This window comes from Acidithiobacillus sp. 'AMD consortium' (assembly GCF_008926505.1).
GTDB classification, from domain to species: domain Bacteria; phylum Pseudomonadota; class Gammaproteobacteria; order Acidithiobacillales; family Acidithiobacillaceae; genus Acidithiobacillus; species Acidithiobacillus ferridurans.
On sequence record NZ_CP044411.1, the window covers coordinates 2,779,892 to 2,795,000 of the forward strand.

At 59.8% G+C, this 15,109-nt stretch carries 17 protein-coding genes (1 of these 17 only partly in view); all 17 read right to left on the reverse strand.

Annotated elements, in window-relative coordinates; genetic code table 11:
* Nucleotides 1–4: 4 nt before the first annotated feature.
* On the reverse strand, nt 5–988 hold the full coding sequence (locus F6A13_RS14465) for an aspartate carbamoyltransferase catalytic subunit (RefSeq protein WP_113526409.1): 984 nt from the start codon (nt 986–988) through the stop codon (nt 5–7).
* Nucleotides 985–1,491, reverse strand: a complete 507-nt coding sequence (gene pyrR, locus F6A13_RS14470; protein ID WP_113526408.1) for a bifunctional pyr operon transcriptional regulator/uracil phosphoribosyltransferase PyrR — start codon at nt 1,489–1,491, stop codon at nt 985–987. The genes F6A13_RS14465 and pyrR overlap by 4 nt, the downstream gene beginning before the upstream one ends.
* Nucleotides 1,488–1,919, reverse strand: a complete 432-nt coding sequence (gene ruvX / locus F6A13_RS14475) for a Holliday junction resolvase RuvX (RefSeq protein ID WP_113526407.1) — start codon at nt 1,917–1,919, stop codon at nt 1,488–1,490. The genes pyrR and ruvX overlap by 4 nt, the downstream gene beginning before the upstream one ends.
* Nucleotides 1,912–2,469: a YqgE/AlgH family protein gene (locus F6A13_RS14480; RefSeq protein ID WP_113526406.1), complete on the reverse strand. Its 558-nt coding sequence runs from the start codon at nt 2,467–2,469 to the stop codon at nt 1,912–1,914. Before F6A13_RS14480 ends, ruvX begins: the two co-directional genes overlap by 8 nt.
* A 69-nt stretch (nt 2,470–2,538) precedes the next feature.
* Nucleotides 2,539–3,477: a glutathione synthase gene (gene gshB / locus F6A13_RS14485; RefSeq protein WP_126604509.1), complete on the reverse strand. Its 939-nt coding sequence runs from the start codon at nt 3,475–3,477 to the stop codon at nt 2,539–2,541.
* Nucleotides 3,474–4,784 carry a glutamate--cysteine ligase gene (gshA, locus tag F6A13_RS14490; RefSeq protein WP_113526404.1) on the reverse strand — a complete coding sequence of 437 codons (1,311 nt, stop codon included), beginning with the start codon at nt 4,782–4,784 and terminating at the stop codon, nt 3,474–3,476. The genes gshB and gshA overlap by 4 nt, the downstream gene beginning before the upstream one ends.
* Before the next feature lie 8 nt (nt 4,785–4,792).
* Nucleotides 4,793–5,953: a citrate synthase gene (locus F6A13_RS14495; protein WP_113526403.1), complete on the reverse strand. Its 1,161-nt coding sequence runs from the start codon at nt 5,951–5,953 to the stop codon at nt 4,793–4,795.
* Between the two features lie 194 nt (nt 5,954–6,147).
* Nucleotides 6,148–6,498 (reverse strand): iron-sulfur cluster insertion protein ErpA, encoded by a 351-nt coding sequence (gene erpA / locus F6A13_RS14500; RefSeq protein ID WP_172959403.1) that lies wholly within the window; start codon nt 6,496–6,498, stop codon nt 6,148–6,150.
* A 153-nt stretch (nt 6,499–6,651) separates the two neighbouring features.
* Complete coding sequence (locus F6A13_RS14505) at nt 6,652–9,603, reverse strand: FAD-dependent oxidoreductase (RefSeq protein ID WP_126604510.1); 2,952 nt, start codon at nt 9,601–9,603, stop codon at nt 6,652–6,654.
* A 56-nt stretch (nt 9,604–9,659) separates the two neighbouring features.
* Entirely contained in the window at nt 9,660–10,640 is a 981-nt protein-coding gene (locus tag F6A13_RS14510) for an alpha-ketoacid dehydrogenase subunit beta (protein ID WP_126604511.1), read from the reverse strand.
* Nucleotides 10,633–11,616, reverse strand: coding sequence for a pyruvate dehydrogenase (acetyl-transferring) E1 component subunit alpha (gene pdhA, locus F6A13_RS14515; protein ID WP_113526400.1), 984 nt, complete (start codon nt 11,614–11,616; stop codon nt 10,633–10,635). The genes F6A13_RS14510 and pdhA overlap by 8 nt, the downstream gene beginning before the upstream one ends.
* A gap of 334 nt (nt 11,617–11,950) precedes the next feature.
* Nucleotides 11,951–12,229, reverse strand: a complete 279-nt coding sequence (locus F6A13_RS14520) for a hypothetical protein (RefSeq protein WP_126604512.1) — start codon at nt 12,227–12,229, stop codon at nt 11,951–11,953.
* A 64-nt stretch (nt 12,230–12,293) separates the two neighbouring features.
* Nucleotides 12,294–12,641 (reverse strand): hypothetical protein, encoded by a 348-nt coding sequence (locus F6A13_RS14525; protein WP_113526398.1) that lies wholly within the window; start codon nt 12,639–12,641, stop codon nt 12,294–12,296.
* Nucleotides 12,642–12,904: 263 nt separating this feature from the next.
* Nucleotides 12,905–13,939 carry an N-acetyl-gamma-glutamyl-phosphate reductase gene (gene argC, locus F6A13_RS14530; RefSeq protein ID WP_126604513.1) on the reverse strand — a complete coding sequence of 345 codons (1,035 nt, stop codon included), beginning with the start codon at nt 13,937–13,939 and terminating at the stop codon, nt 12,905–12,907.
* Between the two features lie 76 nt (nt 13,940–14,015).
* On the reverse strand, nt 14,016–14,402 hold the full coding sequence (rpsI, locus tag F6A13_RS14535) for a 30S ribosomal protein S9 (RefSeq protein ID WP_009567384.1): 387 nt from the start codon (nt 14,400–14,402) through the stop codon (nt 14,016–14,018).
* Between the two features lie 12 nt (nt 14,403–14,414).
* A complete protein-coding gene (rplM, locus tag F6A13_RS14540; protein WP_113526396.1) occupies nt 14,415–14,843 on the reverse strand; it encodes a 50S ribosomal protein L13 in 429 nt (142 codons plus the stop codon).
* A gap of 231 nt (nt 14,844–15,074) precedes the next feature.
* A protein-coding gene (locus F6A13_RS14545; RefSeq protein WP_113526395.1) for a DUF2892 domain-containing protein crosses the window boundary here: on the reverse strand, nt 15,075–15,109 show its 3' end. 178 nt of this gene lie beyond the right edge of the window; the window shows 35 of its 213 coding nt (coding positions 179–213); its start codon lies beyond the right edge, outside the window; its stop codon occupies nt 15,075–15,077.

Genomic DNA, 15,109 nt, shown 5'->3' on the forward strand with positions numbered 1-15,109 from the left:
GTCCTCACGCTCCGCCCGCCGCGCCGGCGAGGATGGTGAGCACCGCCATCCGCACCGCCAGACCATGGGCAACCTGTTGGAGAATCACCGCCTGGGCCCCGTCGGCCACTTCCGAGGCAATTTCCACCCCCCGGTTCATGGGGCCCGGATGCAGCACCAGCGCGCCGGGTTCCGCCCACTGCAAGCGCTCCGGCGTCAGTCCGAACCGGCGGTGAAACTCATCCAGACTGGGAAGCCGGTGCGACTCCATGCGCTCCCGCTGCAGGCGCAGGGCGCAAATCACATCCACTCCGCGCAAACCGGCCTGCAGATCGTGGTAGACATGCACCCCCAGCGCCGAAAGTTCTTCGGGTACCAGAGTGCGCGGGCCGATGACACGAATTTCCGGGCAGCCGAGGACGGACAGGGCATGTATCTGCGAACGCGCCACCCGCGAATGGAACACATCCCCGACAATGGCCACCACCCGGTCCTCGATCGGACCTCCCAGACGGCGGATCGTGAACACGTCCAGCAAAGCCTGTGTCGGATGCGCATGCTGACCGTCACCGGCATTCACCACCAGCGCCGAATCACCCAGATGACGAGCCACTAGATGAGCCGCACCCGCCTCCGGGTGGCGGATGACGAAGCCATCCACCTGCATGGCCATGAGATTATCAATCATATCGGTGAGGGATTCGCCCTTGCTGGCGCTGCTGGTGCTGACAGCGATATTCAGCACATCCGCCGAGAGGCGCTTGGCAGCCAGCTCAAAAGTGCTGCGGGTCCGGGTGCTGTTCTCAAAAAAAAGGTTGGCGATGGTGCGACCGCGCAGGGTGGGGGTCTTTTTGACGCTGCGGTTCGCAATACTGAGGAAGGATTCCGCCGTATCGAGAATCTGCAGTAATTCCCGCTCCCGAAGCCCTTCGGTACTGAGCAGATGCCGCAAGCGGCCCTGCGCATCGTATTGCAGGTTGCCCTCACCAAAACGCAGGGTAGCGCTCATGGCTGCGGCTCCCGCTGCTCCAGTTCCAGACGCAACGGATCGGGGCCGCGCAACTTGATGTGTTCACCCGCGGTCGCGATCAGACGCAGCGCCGCCACATCGGCCGCCACCGGCAACTCATGCCCGCCGCGGTCCACCAGCACTGCCAGAAGGATGCGGGCCGGACGCCCATAGTCGAAGATTTCATTCATGGCGGCGCGCACGGTGCGTCCGGTGTAGAGGACATCGTCCACCAGAATGATATCGCGGCCATCCACAGCAAAGGGGATATCCGAGGCGCGCACCTGCGGGTGCAGGCCGATCTGGCTGAAGTCATCGCGATAAAAAGAGATGTCCACCCGCCCCAGTGGCTGCTGCAAACCGAGTGCGGCGTGAAGGGCACGTGCCAGCCAGACGCCGCCGGTAAAAATACCGATCATCGCCGCCTGCTCCGGATCGATGAGGGGGCGCAGATCACGCGCCATAACTTCCATCAGCGCGCCCACATCCCAGTCGGTCGTCATGCGTCGCCTCCCGCATTATGAAAGGTCCACAAAATTTCGCAGGCTGCGGCCTGATCCAGCAGGCGACCGCGCTTCTTGTGGGAAAGCTCGCGCTCCTTCAGGACCAGATCAGCGGCATGGCTGCTCAGTCGTTCATCCACCCAATGGATGGGTAGGGGGAAACGGCGCTGCAAACTTTCCGCAAAGTTGCGCACCCGGCCAACCATGAACCCCTCACTGCCATCCATGTGCAAGGGCAGACCCAGAACCAGGGCGCGGGGCTGCCATTCTTTGAGAATACGGGCGAAGCCCTCCCAGTCCGGCCCCCCCTCGCCATTGCGCAGGGTAACGACCCCCTGCGGCGCCAGGCCCGACTCCCCCAGAACCGCAATCCCGATCCGGCGCGCCCCGAAGTCTATTCCGAGCAGCGGCCCACTGCGCTCAGGCATGGCCCGCCGCACCGCTGAGCAGACGCATATCCACCCCCAGCAAACGCGCCGCAGCCTGCCAGCGCTCCCCAGCGGGCAGTTCAAAAATCACCGCCATGTCGAGGGGGCCGTGTAACCATGCGTTATCCTGCAACTCCGCTTCCAGTTGCTGCGCGCCCCAGCCGGCATAACCCAGGGCCAGGAGGTAACGCTGCGGCTCTTCGTGCTGGGCGATGGCCTGCAGAATATCCGGTGAACTGGTCAGCGCCAGATCGTCGTTGACCTCCAGACTGGAAAGCCATTCGCCCCGCGGCGAATGCAGAATAAATCCGTGCTGCGGCTGGATCGGCCCGCCCCAGTATACCGGGCGATGGATCATTTCTTCAGAGGGCTGGATGTCCACTGCACGCAGGGCATCGGACATATTGATGTCCACCAGCCGGTTGATAACCACGCCCATGGCGCCTTCGGCATTGTGTTCGCAGACCACGATTACCGTACGGTCGAAAACGCCGTCGTGCAGCGCGGGCATGGCAATCAGCAGATGATTTTTGAGAGAAGAAAAGGTCATAGGCCCTATGATACGTCTTTCCTACCAAAAACGGCAGGCACCCGTGACCACCGGCACGGGTGGGCCGCATTATCGCCCCCGCTCCAGACGCTGCCAGAGCAGATCTGCGGCATCGACCCCAAAAAAACGCTTGATCTCCCGCGCCCCGGTGGGGCTGGTGACATTGATCTCCGTCACATACCCGCCGATCACATCCAACCCGACAAAAAGCAGGCCTGCGGCGCGCAAGGCCGGGCCTATCGCCGCACAGATGTCTCGATCACGGTCATTGATCTTCGCTGCCACCCCCGTTGCACCTGCCACCAGATTACCGCGGAAATCCGCCGCCGAAGGCACCCGCAGCAGGGCGCCTGGCACCGGGACGCCATCCACCAGGAGGATCCGTTTATCGCCCTCGCGAATCGCGGGCAGGTAGCGCTGCGCCATCACATAATGCTGGCCCCAGCCCGTCACCGTCTCCAGAATACTGCCGACATTGCGGTCCTGCAGGTGCAGATAGAACACCCCTTCGCCACCACGCGCCGAGAGCGGTTTGACGACGATTTCGCCGTGTTCGGCGAGAAAGGCCCGCAAATCCCCGAGATCACGGCTGACCAGCAAGGGCGGCAGAAATTCCGGGAAATGCAGGGCATAGAGCTTTTCATTGGCATTGCGCAGACTGACCGGATCGTTGACCACCCAGGTTCCGGCGTGCTCCAGCAGATAGCAGGCGGTGAGATATTCCAGGCCTACAGGCGGGTCCTTACGCATGAGGACCACATCCATCTCGTCGAGAGGGCGTTCTTCTGTCTCACCCAGCGTAAAATAATCTTCCACATCATCACGTACAACGATGGTACGGAGCCGTCCCCAGGAACGCCCTTCCCGAAAAAACAGGTCCGGCAGACCAAACACCCGGCATTGATGCCCACGCGCCTGCGCCGCCAGCAGCATGGCGAACGTCGTATCTTTGGCCGGTTTGATCCCGGTAATGGGATCCATAAGGATAGCGGCCTTGAGCGCACTCACTGGCCTGTCTCCGGTGTACCTTGCCGCCGCCAGTCCGCCATTTCCCGGGCCGCCGCCACCAGGGTGAGGCGCGCGATGACGCCATAGGCATAGTAACGATTGACCGGCGCATCCGGTGGTGATTTCCGGCAAGGGAGCACACAGGTCTGGCCAAAGGACATAGGCTCAAAATGCGCCCCCGGAGCGTTGAGATTCTCATCCCGTCCACGCTCCGTATGTACCCGGTAAAACCCTCCCAGCACCTGCTGGCCGATCATATAGACCACCGGCTCTGCGACTGCCTCCTGCGCGGTCTGTTCGAAGGTATATACACCCTCCTGAATAAAGACATCACTGACTGGCAGCCCCTCTTTACTCTTCGCCATCCGGGTGCGCTCCTTACGGTTGAGGTCAAGGAATTCGTCACCCGAATAGGCGGTCATAATGCCCATACCGTAAGTACCCGCATCCGCTTTGACGATCACAAAAGGACGCTGATGAATACCATAGTGGGCATAACGCTCGCGAGTAATCTCCAGTACGGCATCCACGTTCGCAACCAGGCACTCGCGGCCTTCGGAGCGCATGAAGTCAATGCCCTGACAACGCCGAAAAACGGGGTCAATCAGCCAGGGATCGATGCCGATCACTTCCGCCAGTTCCTGCGCCACAGCACGGTAATGGGTGAAGTGCTGAGATTTACGTCGGTTACGCCAACCTGCCGCGAGAGGAGGCAGAATAGGTTGCTCCAGGCCTACCAATATTTCCGGCACACCACCAGATAAATCATTATTCAGTAAAATCACTTGTGCATCAAAACCCGTCGTCGACAGGCGCCCGCCGTCGCGACACAATGGTTCCAGCAGCAACTGGCCACCTGAAGGCAGATCATAGACCGTACGATCTTCCACAATCAGGGAACCCACCCGCACGTCCAATCCGGCGAGTTCCAACAACTCACGCAACCGTGCCACGCTCTCCAGATAAAAGAGGTTACGCGTGTGATTTTCGGGAACCAGCAGCACCCGCTCCAGACCTGGATAGTACTGGTTCAGATAATGCTGAATAGCCGAAACATAGAGCGCCGAAAACTCCGGATTGAGGTTATTAAAGCCCGCCGAAAACAGATTGGTATCCACGGGCGCCAACTTGAAACCGGCATTGCGCAGGTCCACAGAGGCATAGAAAGGCGGCGGCGTCCGCTGCCATTGTCCCCGAAACCAGCGTTCGATCGTGGATTGCTCGGCGATCAGATGGCGCTCGATATCCAGCAGAGCCTCCACCCGATCCGTGGCCAGGAAAGGAATATCCCGTATTACTTCCGTCATGTGTTTTCCTAAATACGTTGCGCCACAGGAACATAGCGTCGATTCTGTTCCCCTGTATAGACCTGCGTAGGCCGGAAGATCCGGTTATCCGCCAGTTGCTCCCGCCAATGGGCCAGCCAGCCCGCAGAGCGAGCCATGGCAAAAATAGGCGTAAAAAGGTCCGCTTTGATGCCCATCTCGTGATACAGCACGCCCGAGTAGAAATCCACATTTGCGTGAATCCCCTTGGGACCGAGCCGCTCCGTAGCCTGGCGTTCCACTTCAATGGCAATTTCAAAGAGGCCGCTATGACGCAGATTTCCATGACTGGCCATATCCTCCATCATCTCCTTGAGAATCACTGCACGCGGATCGCGGGTTTTGTAGATGCGATGCCCGAAACCCCAGATTTTCTCCTTGTTGGCCATCTTCCTGTCGAGATAGGCACCCACCTGCCGGACGGAACTGATTTCTTCCAGCATTTCCACCACCTTCTGATTAGCACCACCATGCAACGGGCCAGCCAGGGTTCCGATCGCCCCCCCGATGACATGGTAAGGATTGGTCAGGGTGGATCCGGTCACCAGTACCGAGAAGGTACTGGCATTGATGGTGTGCTCGGCATGCAGAATCAGGCAGGAGTCGAGGATTTTGGTATAGGTCGGATCAGGTTCGCGACCCGACAGCATATACAGAAAGTTGGCTGCATGGCTGAGATCGGGGCGAGGTGAAATAGGATCATTGCCAAAACGCATCTGCTCCCACATCGCGACAATGGTGGGCATGCGCGCAATAATCCGCATCGCCATGGCATCCAAATGGAGCGTATTTCCGCGTTCGGCGTCGGAAAGCTCCTGCTGCGGGTAGAACATGCCCAGACTGGCCACGGCACAGTGCAGCATATCCATGGGGTGTCCGGTCACGGGCATGAACTTCATGATTTCCCGGACATTATATTTAACTTGGCGGTGCGCACGCAGACCGTGGTCGAAGCGTTTCAGATCTGCAGCGCTGGGCAGGACACCATCCAGCAGCAAGAACGCCACCTCCTCGAAGCTGCTGTACGCGGCAAGATCCGCAATGGCAAAACCACGGTAACTCAGCAGGCCGGCAGCGCCATCGATGTTGGAAATGCTGGACTGGGTTGCAGCCACACCCTCCAGACCGGGCGCAAAGTTCGGTTCCGCCATACAGAACTCCTTTTATCATTCTGATACTTGACTGCCCGGACCTGCGGCGGTCGCCGCCAGTCGGGGCACGGCTCACGGGCAGCATCCTGCACGAAGGTTTTCGGACGACAAGCCGCCGGATCATCATAACCTGCCCGTAAAAGAAAAGGGAGGCCGTCAGCCTCCCCTTGGGGCACTTCCGCACCAACCGGCGATCAGGCCGAAAAGGAAGATCCGCAACCGCAGGTGGTCGTTGCGTTGGGATTTTTGATGACGAATTGCGCACCTTCCAATCCCTCGCTGTAGTCAATCTCCGCGCCAACCAAGTACTGGTAACTCATAGGATCAATCAGCAGACTCACACCCAGCTGATGCACTTCCGTATCGCCTTCATTCATATTCTCATCGAAAGTGAAGCCATACTGAAAACCGGAACAACCGCCCCCCGTCACAAAGACGCGCAACTTCAGATCGTCAGAACCTTCCTCTTCAATGAGTGACGCGATTTTGTCCGCTGCATTTTGTGTCAAGGTCATGACTGGGGGGATGGAATCCAAATCCGTCATCGTTTCCGTTGCTGTGCTCATTATTCATCGCTCCATGCGCCGCAGCGCTTCATCCAGTGGATACCCGAGTATTTTGCTCGCTTTTGCGCGCAGGCGTCAAGCCACGACAGCACCCAACTGGAGACTCGCGTCGTGCTGGAATGGCAAGGACCATCAGCTCGCCGCCCGGGCACTGCGCCGCAGGCGGGATAGCAGACGTCGTGCCATTTCGCCGAACAGTTCGGTCTGAGTCGGATGGGGATGGATGGCGCCAGCCACCTGCTCCAGGGTCAAACCGGCGCTGACCATCATCACGGCCTCGCCCACCAGGGTATCCGCATGATCGGCGAGGAAATGCACACCGACGATACGGTGGCTGATCTTGTCGGCGACGATCTTGATCAGTCCGTCGGTCTCGCCGGTCATCATGGCCTTGGCATCGATGCTCAGGGGCACTTTGACTTCGACGGCGTCGATCCCTCCCGCCTTGGCCTGCTCCAGGGAAAGGCCGACAAACGCGCACTGCGGCCGGGTGAAGGTCACCCCGCAGTCTTTAGCCGCTTCATAACGGGCGCTGTGGCCAAGCAAGCTGGCAGCCGCCACCCGTCCCTGCTGACCGGCGGTGTGGGCCAACATGTAACCGCCGATGACATCACCGACCGCATAGATATGGGGCACATTGGTGCGCCCGGAGGCATCGACGGCGATGACGGCGCGATCGCCCAAAGCCACACCGACCGCGGCCAGATTCAGCCCGCTGGTATCCGGGCGCTTACCCGTCGCTACCAGCAGCAGATCACAGGCATAATTCGCCACCTCGTCGCCTGACTGGTAACGCACCGCCAACTGGCCGGGTTGCCCCGCGACATCCATCACTTTGACCCCGGTCAGCACCTGCAAACGCGGGCTGTTATGGGCGATGGCCTTCATCAACTGTTCGGCGACTTCCTTCTCCATCTCGGCCACCGGCCGTGGCAGGGCTTCCAGTACCCGCACCTCAGCGCCGAAGTCGTGGAACATCTGCGCCATTTCCATACCGATGGCACCGGCGCCGATGACGCAGAGGCGCGCGGGCGGTTGTTTCAGGTTCCAGACTGTGTCGGAAGTCACCGCCGCGCCACTCTTCAACGCGTCCTGAATGCCGGGAATCGGCGGCACAAAGGCGGGTGCGCCCGTAGCAATGACACAGGCTCCGAAGGTCAATGTCCGCGCATCCTTGCCGCTGATCTCGACGCTGTGGTCACCGGTAAAACGGGCATAGCCTTCCAGAACCTGAATTTTCACACCCTGATCGGTTTTCAGGGCCATTTCTCCGCGGGTCTGGAGAATACCGCGCCGATGCTGTTCCAGTTGTGCCCAATCCAGTCTGGGCGTGCCCAGGGCAATGCCCATTGCCGCGTCGTGCTCGCGGTCGCGGATGCGATCCGCAGCAGCGCGCCAGGCCTTGGAGGGAATACAGCCCCGCCACAGACATTCGCCGCCCGGCAGGGGCGCATCGTTGACCATGGCCACCCTGATGCCGTTCTCTGCGAGCTCGCGGGCGCAGTCTTCGCCGCCGGGGCCTGCGCCGATGACCAGCACTTGCACGTCGTAATCCCCTTCTGGAATCACCTGGCCGCCACTACCCAGCCAGTTCTCTGGGTGCTCAATGGCCTGTTTCAAGTCATTGAGGAACAGCGCCGCCTCGGCGCCGTTGACCACCCGGTGATCTGCCGTGATGGTGATGGGCATGCCTTCGGGTCCATTCCCGGCGATAGCAATGATGGCCGCCGTCCCCGGGGTGACGATGGCATCGAACTGGGCAATGCCGTACATCCCCATGTTCGAGATAGTAAAGGTAGGGTTGGTATATTCAGGCGGACTGAGACGACGTTTGCGCGCCTTCTCCAGCAATGAGGTCCACTCCGTCTGCAACTGTTCCGGCTTCTTGCCTTCGACACCGCGCAGGACAGGCACAACCAGACCACCGTCTTCCGTAGTCGCGGCAATGCCGATATCATGCTGACTGCGTTCGACAATCTTATCCACAGGCTGATAAGCGGCGTTCACCAGGGGGTGTCTGTGCAACGCCTGCGAAGCGGCCTTGGCAATCGCCACCGTGACGGAAAGCTTGTGTGCCTTGGCGGCGCGGATCAGCGCCTCGGGCCTGACCTGCACGGTGACATGAAAAACCGGGATACTCAGGGATGCGGCCATCGCTTGGCTGATCGCTCTTTCGATGGCCGTCATGGCGCGGCCGTTACCTGGCACCGCGGGCTCGGCAGTACCGTCCGACGCGACCGGGGCGGCACGGCCACCAGCAGCACCGAGAACATCTGCGGCGACAATCACGCCCGCAGGCCCCGTACCGCGCAGCCCGTTGATATCCACACCCCGCTGGCCCGCCAACTGCCGGGCAAAGGGACTGGCGGTCCCCTGCCGCGGACGCGGCGCCGGATATGCACCAGGTACTGGGCCAGACATGGCGGCGGCAGGCACGGGAGTCGCTACCGGCGCCGATGTAGCATCGGGCTGGCGCCGCCCTCCGTCATGGACAGCGTTTTCGTGGCTTACCTGCTCCGGCGACTCCACTAGCCAGGCGATGGCCTCCCCTACGGGCACCACCGCATCCACCACCGCCAAAGGCCCCGACAGGTACCCCTCACGGAACACTTCCACGTCCATGATGGCCTTGTCCGTTTCCACCGTCGCCACCACGTCGCCACGCTCTACCCGCGCGCCCGCAGGCTTCTCCCAGGATACCAGGACACCTTCGGTCATGGTGTCGGAGAGTTGCGGCATCTTCACCGCATAGCCTTCAGAGGCGGGTGGCGTAGCGGATGCAGGCCCCGTCGGCACGACCGCAGGCGCTGCAGGAACAGGCGCTGCCGCCGTTTCCACCGCGCTATCGGTGATATAGCCGATAGTCCCGCCCACCGGAATGACGCTGTTGGCCTCGGCCAGGGGTCCCGCCAAGTAACCGGAACGAAACACCTCGACATCCATGATGGCCTTGTCCGTTTCCACCGTCGCCACCACGTCGCCACGCTCTACCCGCGCGCCCGCGGGCTTCTCCCAGGATACCAGGACACCTTCCGTCATGGTGTCGGAAAGTTGCGGCATTTTGATGACGTAAGGTTCAGCCATATTTCACCATTGTTGAGTCAAACCGAGGGTAAGGAGGGGGACGGATTGCCGGAATCTTACCGGCCCAGCATCTTCCGCACAGCGGCGACCACTTCTCCGGCATTGGGGATAGCCGCCTTTTCCAGGTGGCGATTATACGGAATAGGCACATCCAGCGCATGCACCCGTACCGGCGCCGCATCGAGATCAAAAAAGCATTCCTCGTTGAGGATCGCCATCACCTCGGAACCCACGCCCACCGGCGCCTCGTCTTCTTCGACAACGACGGCGCGATGGGTCTTGCGCACGCTGGCCGCGATACCGGCCCGATCCATGGGTTTGAGCGCCCGCAAATCCACCACTTCGGCGTCGATGCCGTAGTCCTGAGCCAACTTCTGCGCCGCATCCAACGCCCAATGAACGCTGATGTTATAGGCAAAAATACTGACGTCCTTACCCGGCCGCATCACTTCGACGCCTTCCAGCGGCGTAAAAAATTCTTCGTCCGGGATCTCGCCCTTGAGGTTATACATACTCTCGTGCTCAATGATCACTACCGGATCATCACAGCGCACGGCGCTTTTCAGCAGTCCGTAGGCGTCGCGCGGCGTTGCCGGGGTCACCACCCGCAGGCCGGAAATACCCATGAACACTTTCTCCATGCGCGCCGAGTGCTGGGCACCCAATTGGTGCGCAGTGCCGCCCGGTACCCGCATCACGAAGGGACAACGGATACGACCACCGGACATGTAATGGATTTTCGCGGCGTTGTTCATGAGCTGATCCATCGCCAACCAGGCGAAATTAACGCTCATGATTTCGACGATGGGACGGGCCCCGATCATGGCGGCGCCCACCCCGATACCGGTGTAGCTGTTTTCGGAAATGGGGGTATCGATTACCCGCTGCTCGCCGTACTTGGCGAAGAGGCCGCTGGTCGCCTTGTAGGTACCGCCGGCGACGCCGATATCCTCACCCATGGCAAAAACCAGGGGGTCCCGCGCCATCTCTTCATCGTGGGCGCGCAGGATACCCTGCCAATACATCATTTCAGCCATGGCTGCCTGCCTCCTTTTCTGTGTATACGTAACGGGCGATATCTTCCAGACGCGGCTCCGGGCTCTCGGCGGCAAAGCGCACGATTTCATTTTCGATTTCGTCCAGTATGGCCTTGTCCATGGCGTGGAACTCGTCCTCGCTGACCACCCCGGCTTCCAGCAGACGGTGCTTGTAGATGCCGATGGGATCGCGCTGCGCCCATTCCTCCACCTCTTCCTTGGAACGGTAGGCGCCCGAGTCGGACATGGAATGGCCCCGCAGACGATAGGTCATCAACTCCAGGAAGTAGGGTTTACGCTTTTCCCGCACGTACTGCACCGCCTTTTCGGCGTGGTCCATGACCACATCGATATCCTGGCCGTCGCACTGCGCCGCCTCGATTCTGTAAGGTGCCACCCGCTTGTACTGGTTGATCTCCACCGTCGAACGTTCAATGGCAGTGCCGATACCATACAGGTTGTTTTCGCAGATAAAGAGCACCGGCAGATTCCACAGGCTCGCCATGTTCATGGTTTCGTGGAAAGTGCCCTGATTGTTGGCGCCGTCGCCCAAAAAACAGATCGAGATTTCGTCACTACCGCGCAACTGGATCGCCTTGGCGAAACCGGCCGCCAGCGGGAAGGGGCCGCCGACCAGCGCGTAGCCGCCCATGAAGTGCACATCGGGATCAAAGAGGTGCATGGAACCACCACGGCCCTTGGAACAGCCTGTCTCTTTGCCGAAGAGCTCCGCCATCAGCACCTTGGGATCCATACCTGACTTCAGGGCGTGGATATGATCGCGATAACCAGTCACCACGTAGTCCGAACCGGTGCGGGCCTTCTCCAGCACACCGATGGCACAGGCTTCCTCACCAGGATAAAGGTGCAAAAAACCGCCGATCTGGCGTTCGTGGTAGGCCTCCGCGCAGCGTTCCTCGAAACGGCGGGCAAACAGCATTTCACGCAACAGGCGCTTCTGGTCCGTGGCGTCCATGGTCCTCCTAGACAAAAAACATTGGACCTGTGTCACTAGGGACACAGGCCTCAGGTGAATGAGTGAAAGCAAAGTCTTGGGAATGATGGCCCAGGCTGCGGCAAAGCGTCAAGAGCGAGCGAACTGAGCGCCCGCCTATAAGCCCCGACTTGCCAGCACAGGGGGGGCAGCAAACAAGACGGGCACCGAGGCAGATTTGCGCTGCTGTGAAAACCCTTTGCATAACTCAGGAGGCACAAAACCCGCCTTATAATTCGGCGGGTTAGGCTACGACATCAGATAAAGAAGAAACCACCATCCTGACGTGTGGGAGTCAGCGTAGCGGGTGTTGTCTTCAGTTGCCGTTCAGAGTGCGCTCGATATTGGGGAGTGCCGCGCCTATACCGGCACCAACCGCACCGCCGACCGCAGCCCCTACAGCGGGATTGCCTGCAGCGACAGTACCCAGAACCGCTCCACCGGCCGCGCCAATGGCGCCGCCGCTCAGGGCACGCTGACCAGTAGGGCTCATATTGGCACAGCCGCCGAGCGCCACAACGCAAAAAGCCAGCACGAGAGGAGACAACCAGCGCCGCCGGTCTGCAACAGCGCTTACGAAGTTTCCTGATATCATTGTCCTGCTCCTGTGTTTTCCGTACTTACCATCAATTCGATAGACCGGACATTCGTCACTTCATTCAATGATGCCAGTCATCATCGTGCCGCCAGCGCCCGGCCCAAGGCGGAGGTCCGCGATGCTCCCAGCGACGGCGCTCATAAATCCGGGCACGCATAGGTGCCACATAATAGCCAGGGGGTGGTGGGGGCGCATAGTAAATGGGGCGAGGAGGCGGGGCGTAATAAACCGGTGGGGGCGGGGCGTAGTAACCCAGACCGTTGCCAAGAAATACGCTCAACCCCGGAATAGCGAGCCCGAGGGACATGTCATCGTCTGCCCGAACCGCGGTGCTGGTCAAACCGCACAGCAGCGCCAGGGTGGCGACAAGTACCAAATGGCGGACGCCATAAGCTGACGACTTGATCATAATCAAACTCCTTGTGTCAGGTAATGATTCGCCCGGCTCCAACATCGGCAGATCATCGTGTACCACGACTTTGTCCGAACATCTACCGATACTGATAACAGAGCGTAGCAGACAAACTTTGCAAAATTGGTGCCATATTCATTAGCCTTATTTTTCGGCAGCTTACGTTGCAGCATTGTAGGGAAATGGCTACAGATCCGGAACCATATATAATAATATGTATGCTTTCATCGGGTTATATTGTCGCTGATTACCATGGGCGCTTACGGCAGCAGGGCAATTTGCATCAGGCCCGCGTCCTCCGCCAGAGAGAACAGTCGGTTCATATTCTGTATTGCCTGTCCCGCCGCCCCTTTGACCAGATTGTCGATGACCGACAGGACGACTACTTGCCCCGGCCGGGGCTGATGTACGGCGATATGGCACATGTTGGCACCCCGCACTGAACGGGTAGCCGGGTGACAGCCGAAGGGCAGGACATCCACAAAAGGCTCGCCGGCGTAACGAGTGGCGAACAGATCCTGTAGCGCCGCATCGCTCATCGGCTGCGCCAGGCGCCCGTAGAGGGTGGCATGTATGCCGCGGATCATCGGCATCAGGTGCGGTGTGAACTGCAACTCCAGCGGAGTCCCACTGATATCAGAGAGCACGGCCTCGATTTCCGGCCGGTGCCGGTGGCCGCTGACGCCATAGGCGCTGACACTATCCGCCGTCTCGGGGAGAATCAAGCCGACCTTGGCGCTACGACCCGCTCCGCTGACGCCGGACTTGCAATCCGCGATCAGCGTATCCTCGCGCAGCAAGCCCTCGGCCAACAGAGGCGCAAAGCCGAGGATGACTGCCGTCGGATAACAGCCTGGATTGGCAATCAGCCGCGCCTCACTGACCTTAGTCCGATAGTATTCGGGCAAGCCATAACAGGCTTCGGCCAGCACCTCGGGTGCGCGGTGGGCCATGCCGTACCACCGGGCAAAAACTTCTGCATCGCGCAATCGGAAATCGGCACCCAGGTCGATGATTCGCACGCCTTTGGCCAGCAGTTGCGGAGCGCTGTCCATGGCCACTCCATGGGGTGTCGCAAAAAAAACGACGTCCAGGGTGCCAAGTATGGCGGGATCTGGGGCGGTATAAGACAGGTGGCAGTGGCCACGCAAATTGGGGAAGTGCTCGTCCACCCGCTGCCCGGCCTCAGCGCGGGAAGTGATGGCCACTAACTCGACTTCCGGATGCGGCAGCAGCAAACGGAGCAACTCCACCCCGGTGTAACCCGTACCCCCAACGATACCTGCGCGAATCATGTTCCCCCCTGATGCTAATCCGTAATAGAAAAAGCCGCCCGAAGGCGGCTTGTTTCGCAGTTCGAAGCGTCGGTAATTAACGCTTGGAAAACTGGTGACTACGCCGAGCCTTATGTTTACCCACCTTCTTCCGCTCCACTTCGCGAGCGTCACGGGTGACAAAACCAGCGCTGCGCAAGGGGCGTCGCAAGGTTTCGTCGTAGACCATGAGGGCGCGCGTGATGCCATGGCGGATCGCCCCGGCCTGACCACTGGCGCCACCACCGTTGACATTCACCAGAATATCGAACTGGCCGCCATGACCGGTCAACTCCAAGGGCTGCATGACCACCATGCGTGAGGTCTCACGGCCAAAGTAGTCTTCCAGGGTGCGCTTGTTGATGACGATCTTGCCAGAGCCACGGCGCAAATACACGCGGGCAGTTGCACTCTTACGCCGACCGGTACCGTAATATTGTTCCATAAAGTCTTCGCCTTAAACGTTCAGGGGCTGCGGCTGCTGTGCCGAATGGGGATGCTCGGAGCCGGGATAGACCTTGAGCTTCTTGAACATCGCCCGACCCAGCGGATTCTTGGGCAGCATGCCCTTGACCGCAAGTTCGATGATCCGCTCCGGGTGCGTCTCCTTCATCTTCTCGAAGGAAGCACTCTTCAGGTTGCCGACATAGCCGGTGTGATGGTAATAAATTTTATCTTTGGCCTTGTTGCCGGTAACCGCGATCTTGTCGGCATTGATGACGACGATGTAATCGCCGGTATCAGCATGGGGCGTATACTCGGGCTTATGCTTGCCACGCAAACGTTTAGCCAGCTCTACAGAGAGGCGGCCCAGGACTTTATCGGTGGCATCCACCACGAACCAGTCCCCTTGTACTTCATGAGACTTGGCAGAATAGGTCTTCATCACAAACTCCGGCTTCGGATTTTTCACTGAGGGGCGGGAGATTAGCGACGATAGGGGCAGATGTCAAGGTATTTGCGCGCTCTGGGGACGGCTATCCAATGAATTTCGTCAGAGTCGACACCCTGCATCCATGCGGGAATATCGCGTTGTCCGTGCAAAGCACATCAAACGTCGGCACGACCAGGGTGCTCTGGATAAAATATTACGTGCCGTGAAAGGGCACTCAGAGGATCAGGATTTTGCGCGCGGCTTCATCGGGCAGGTCT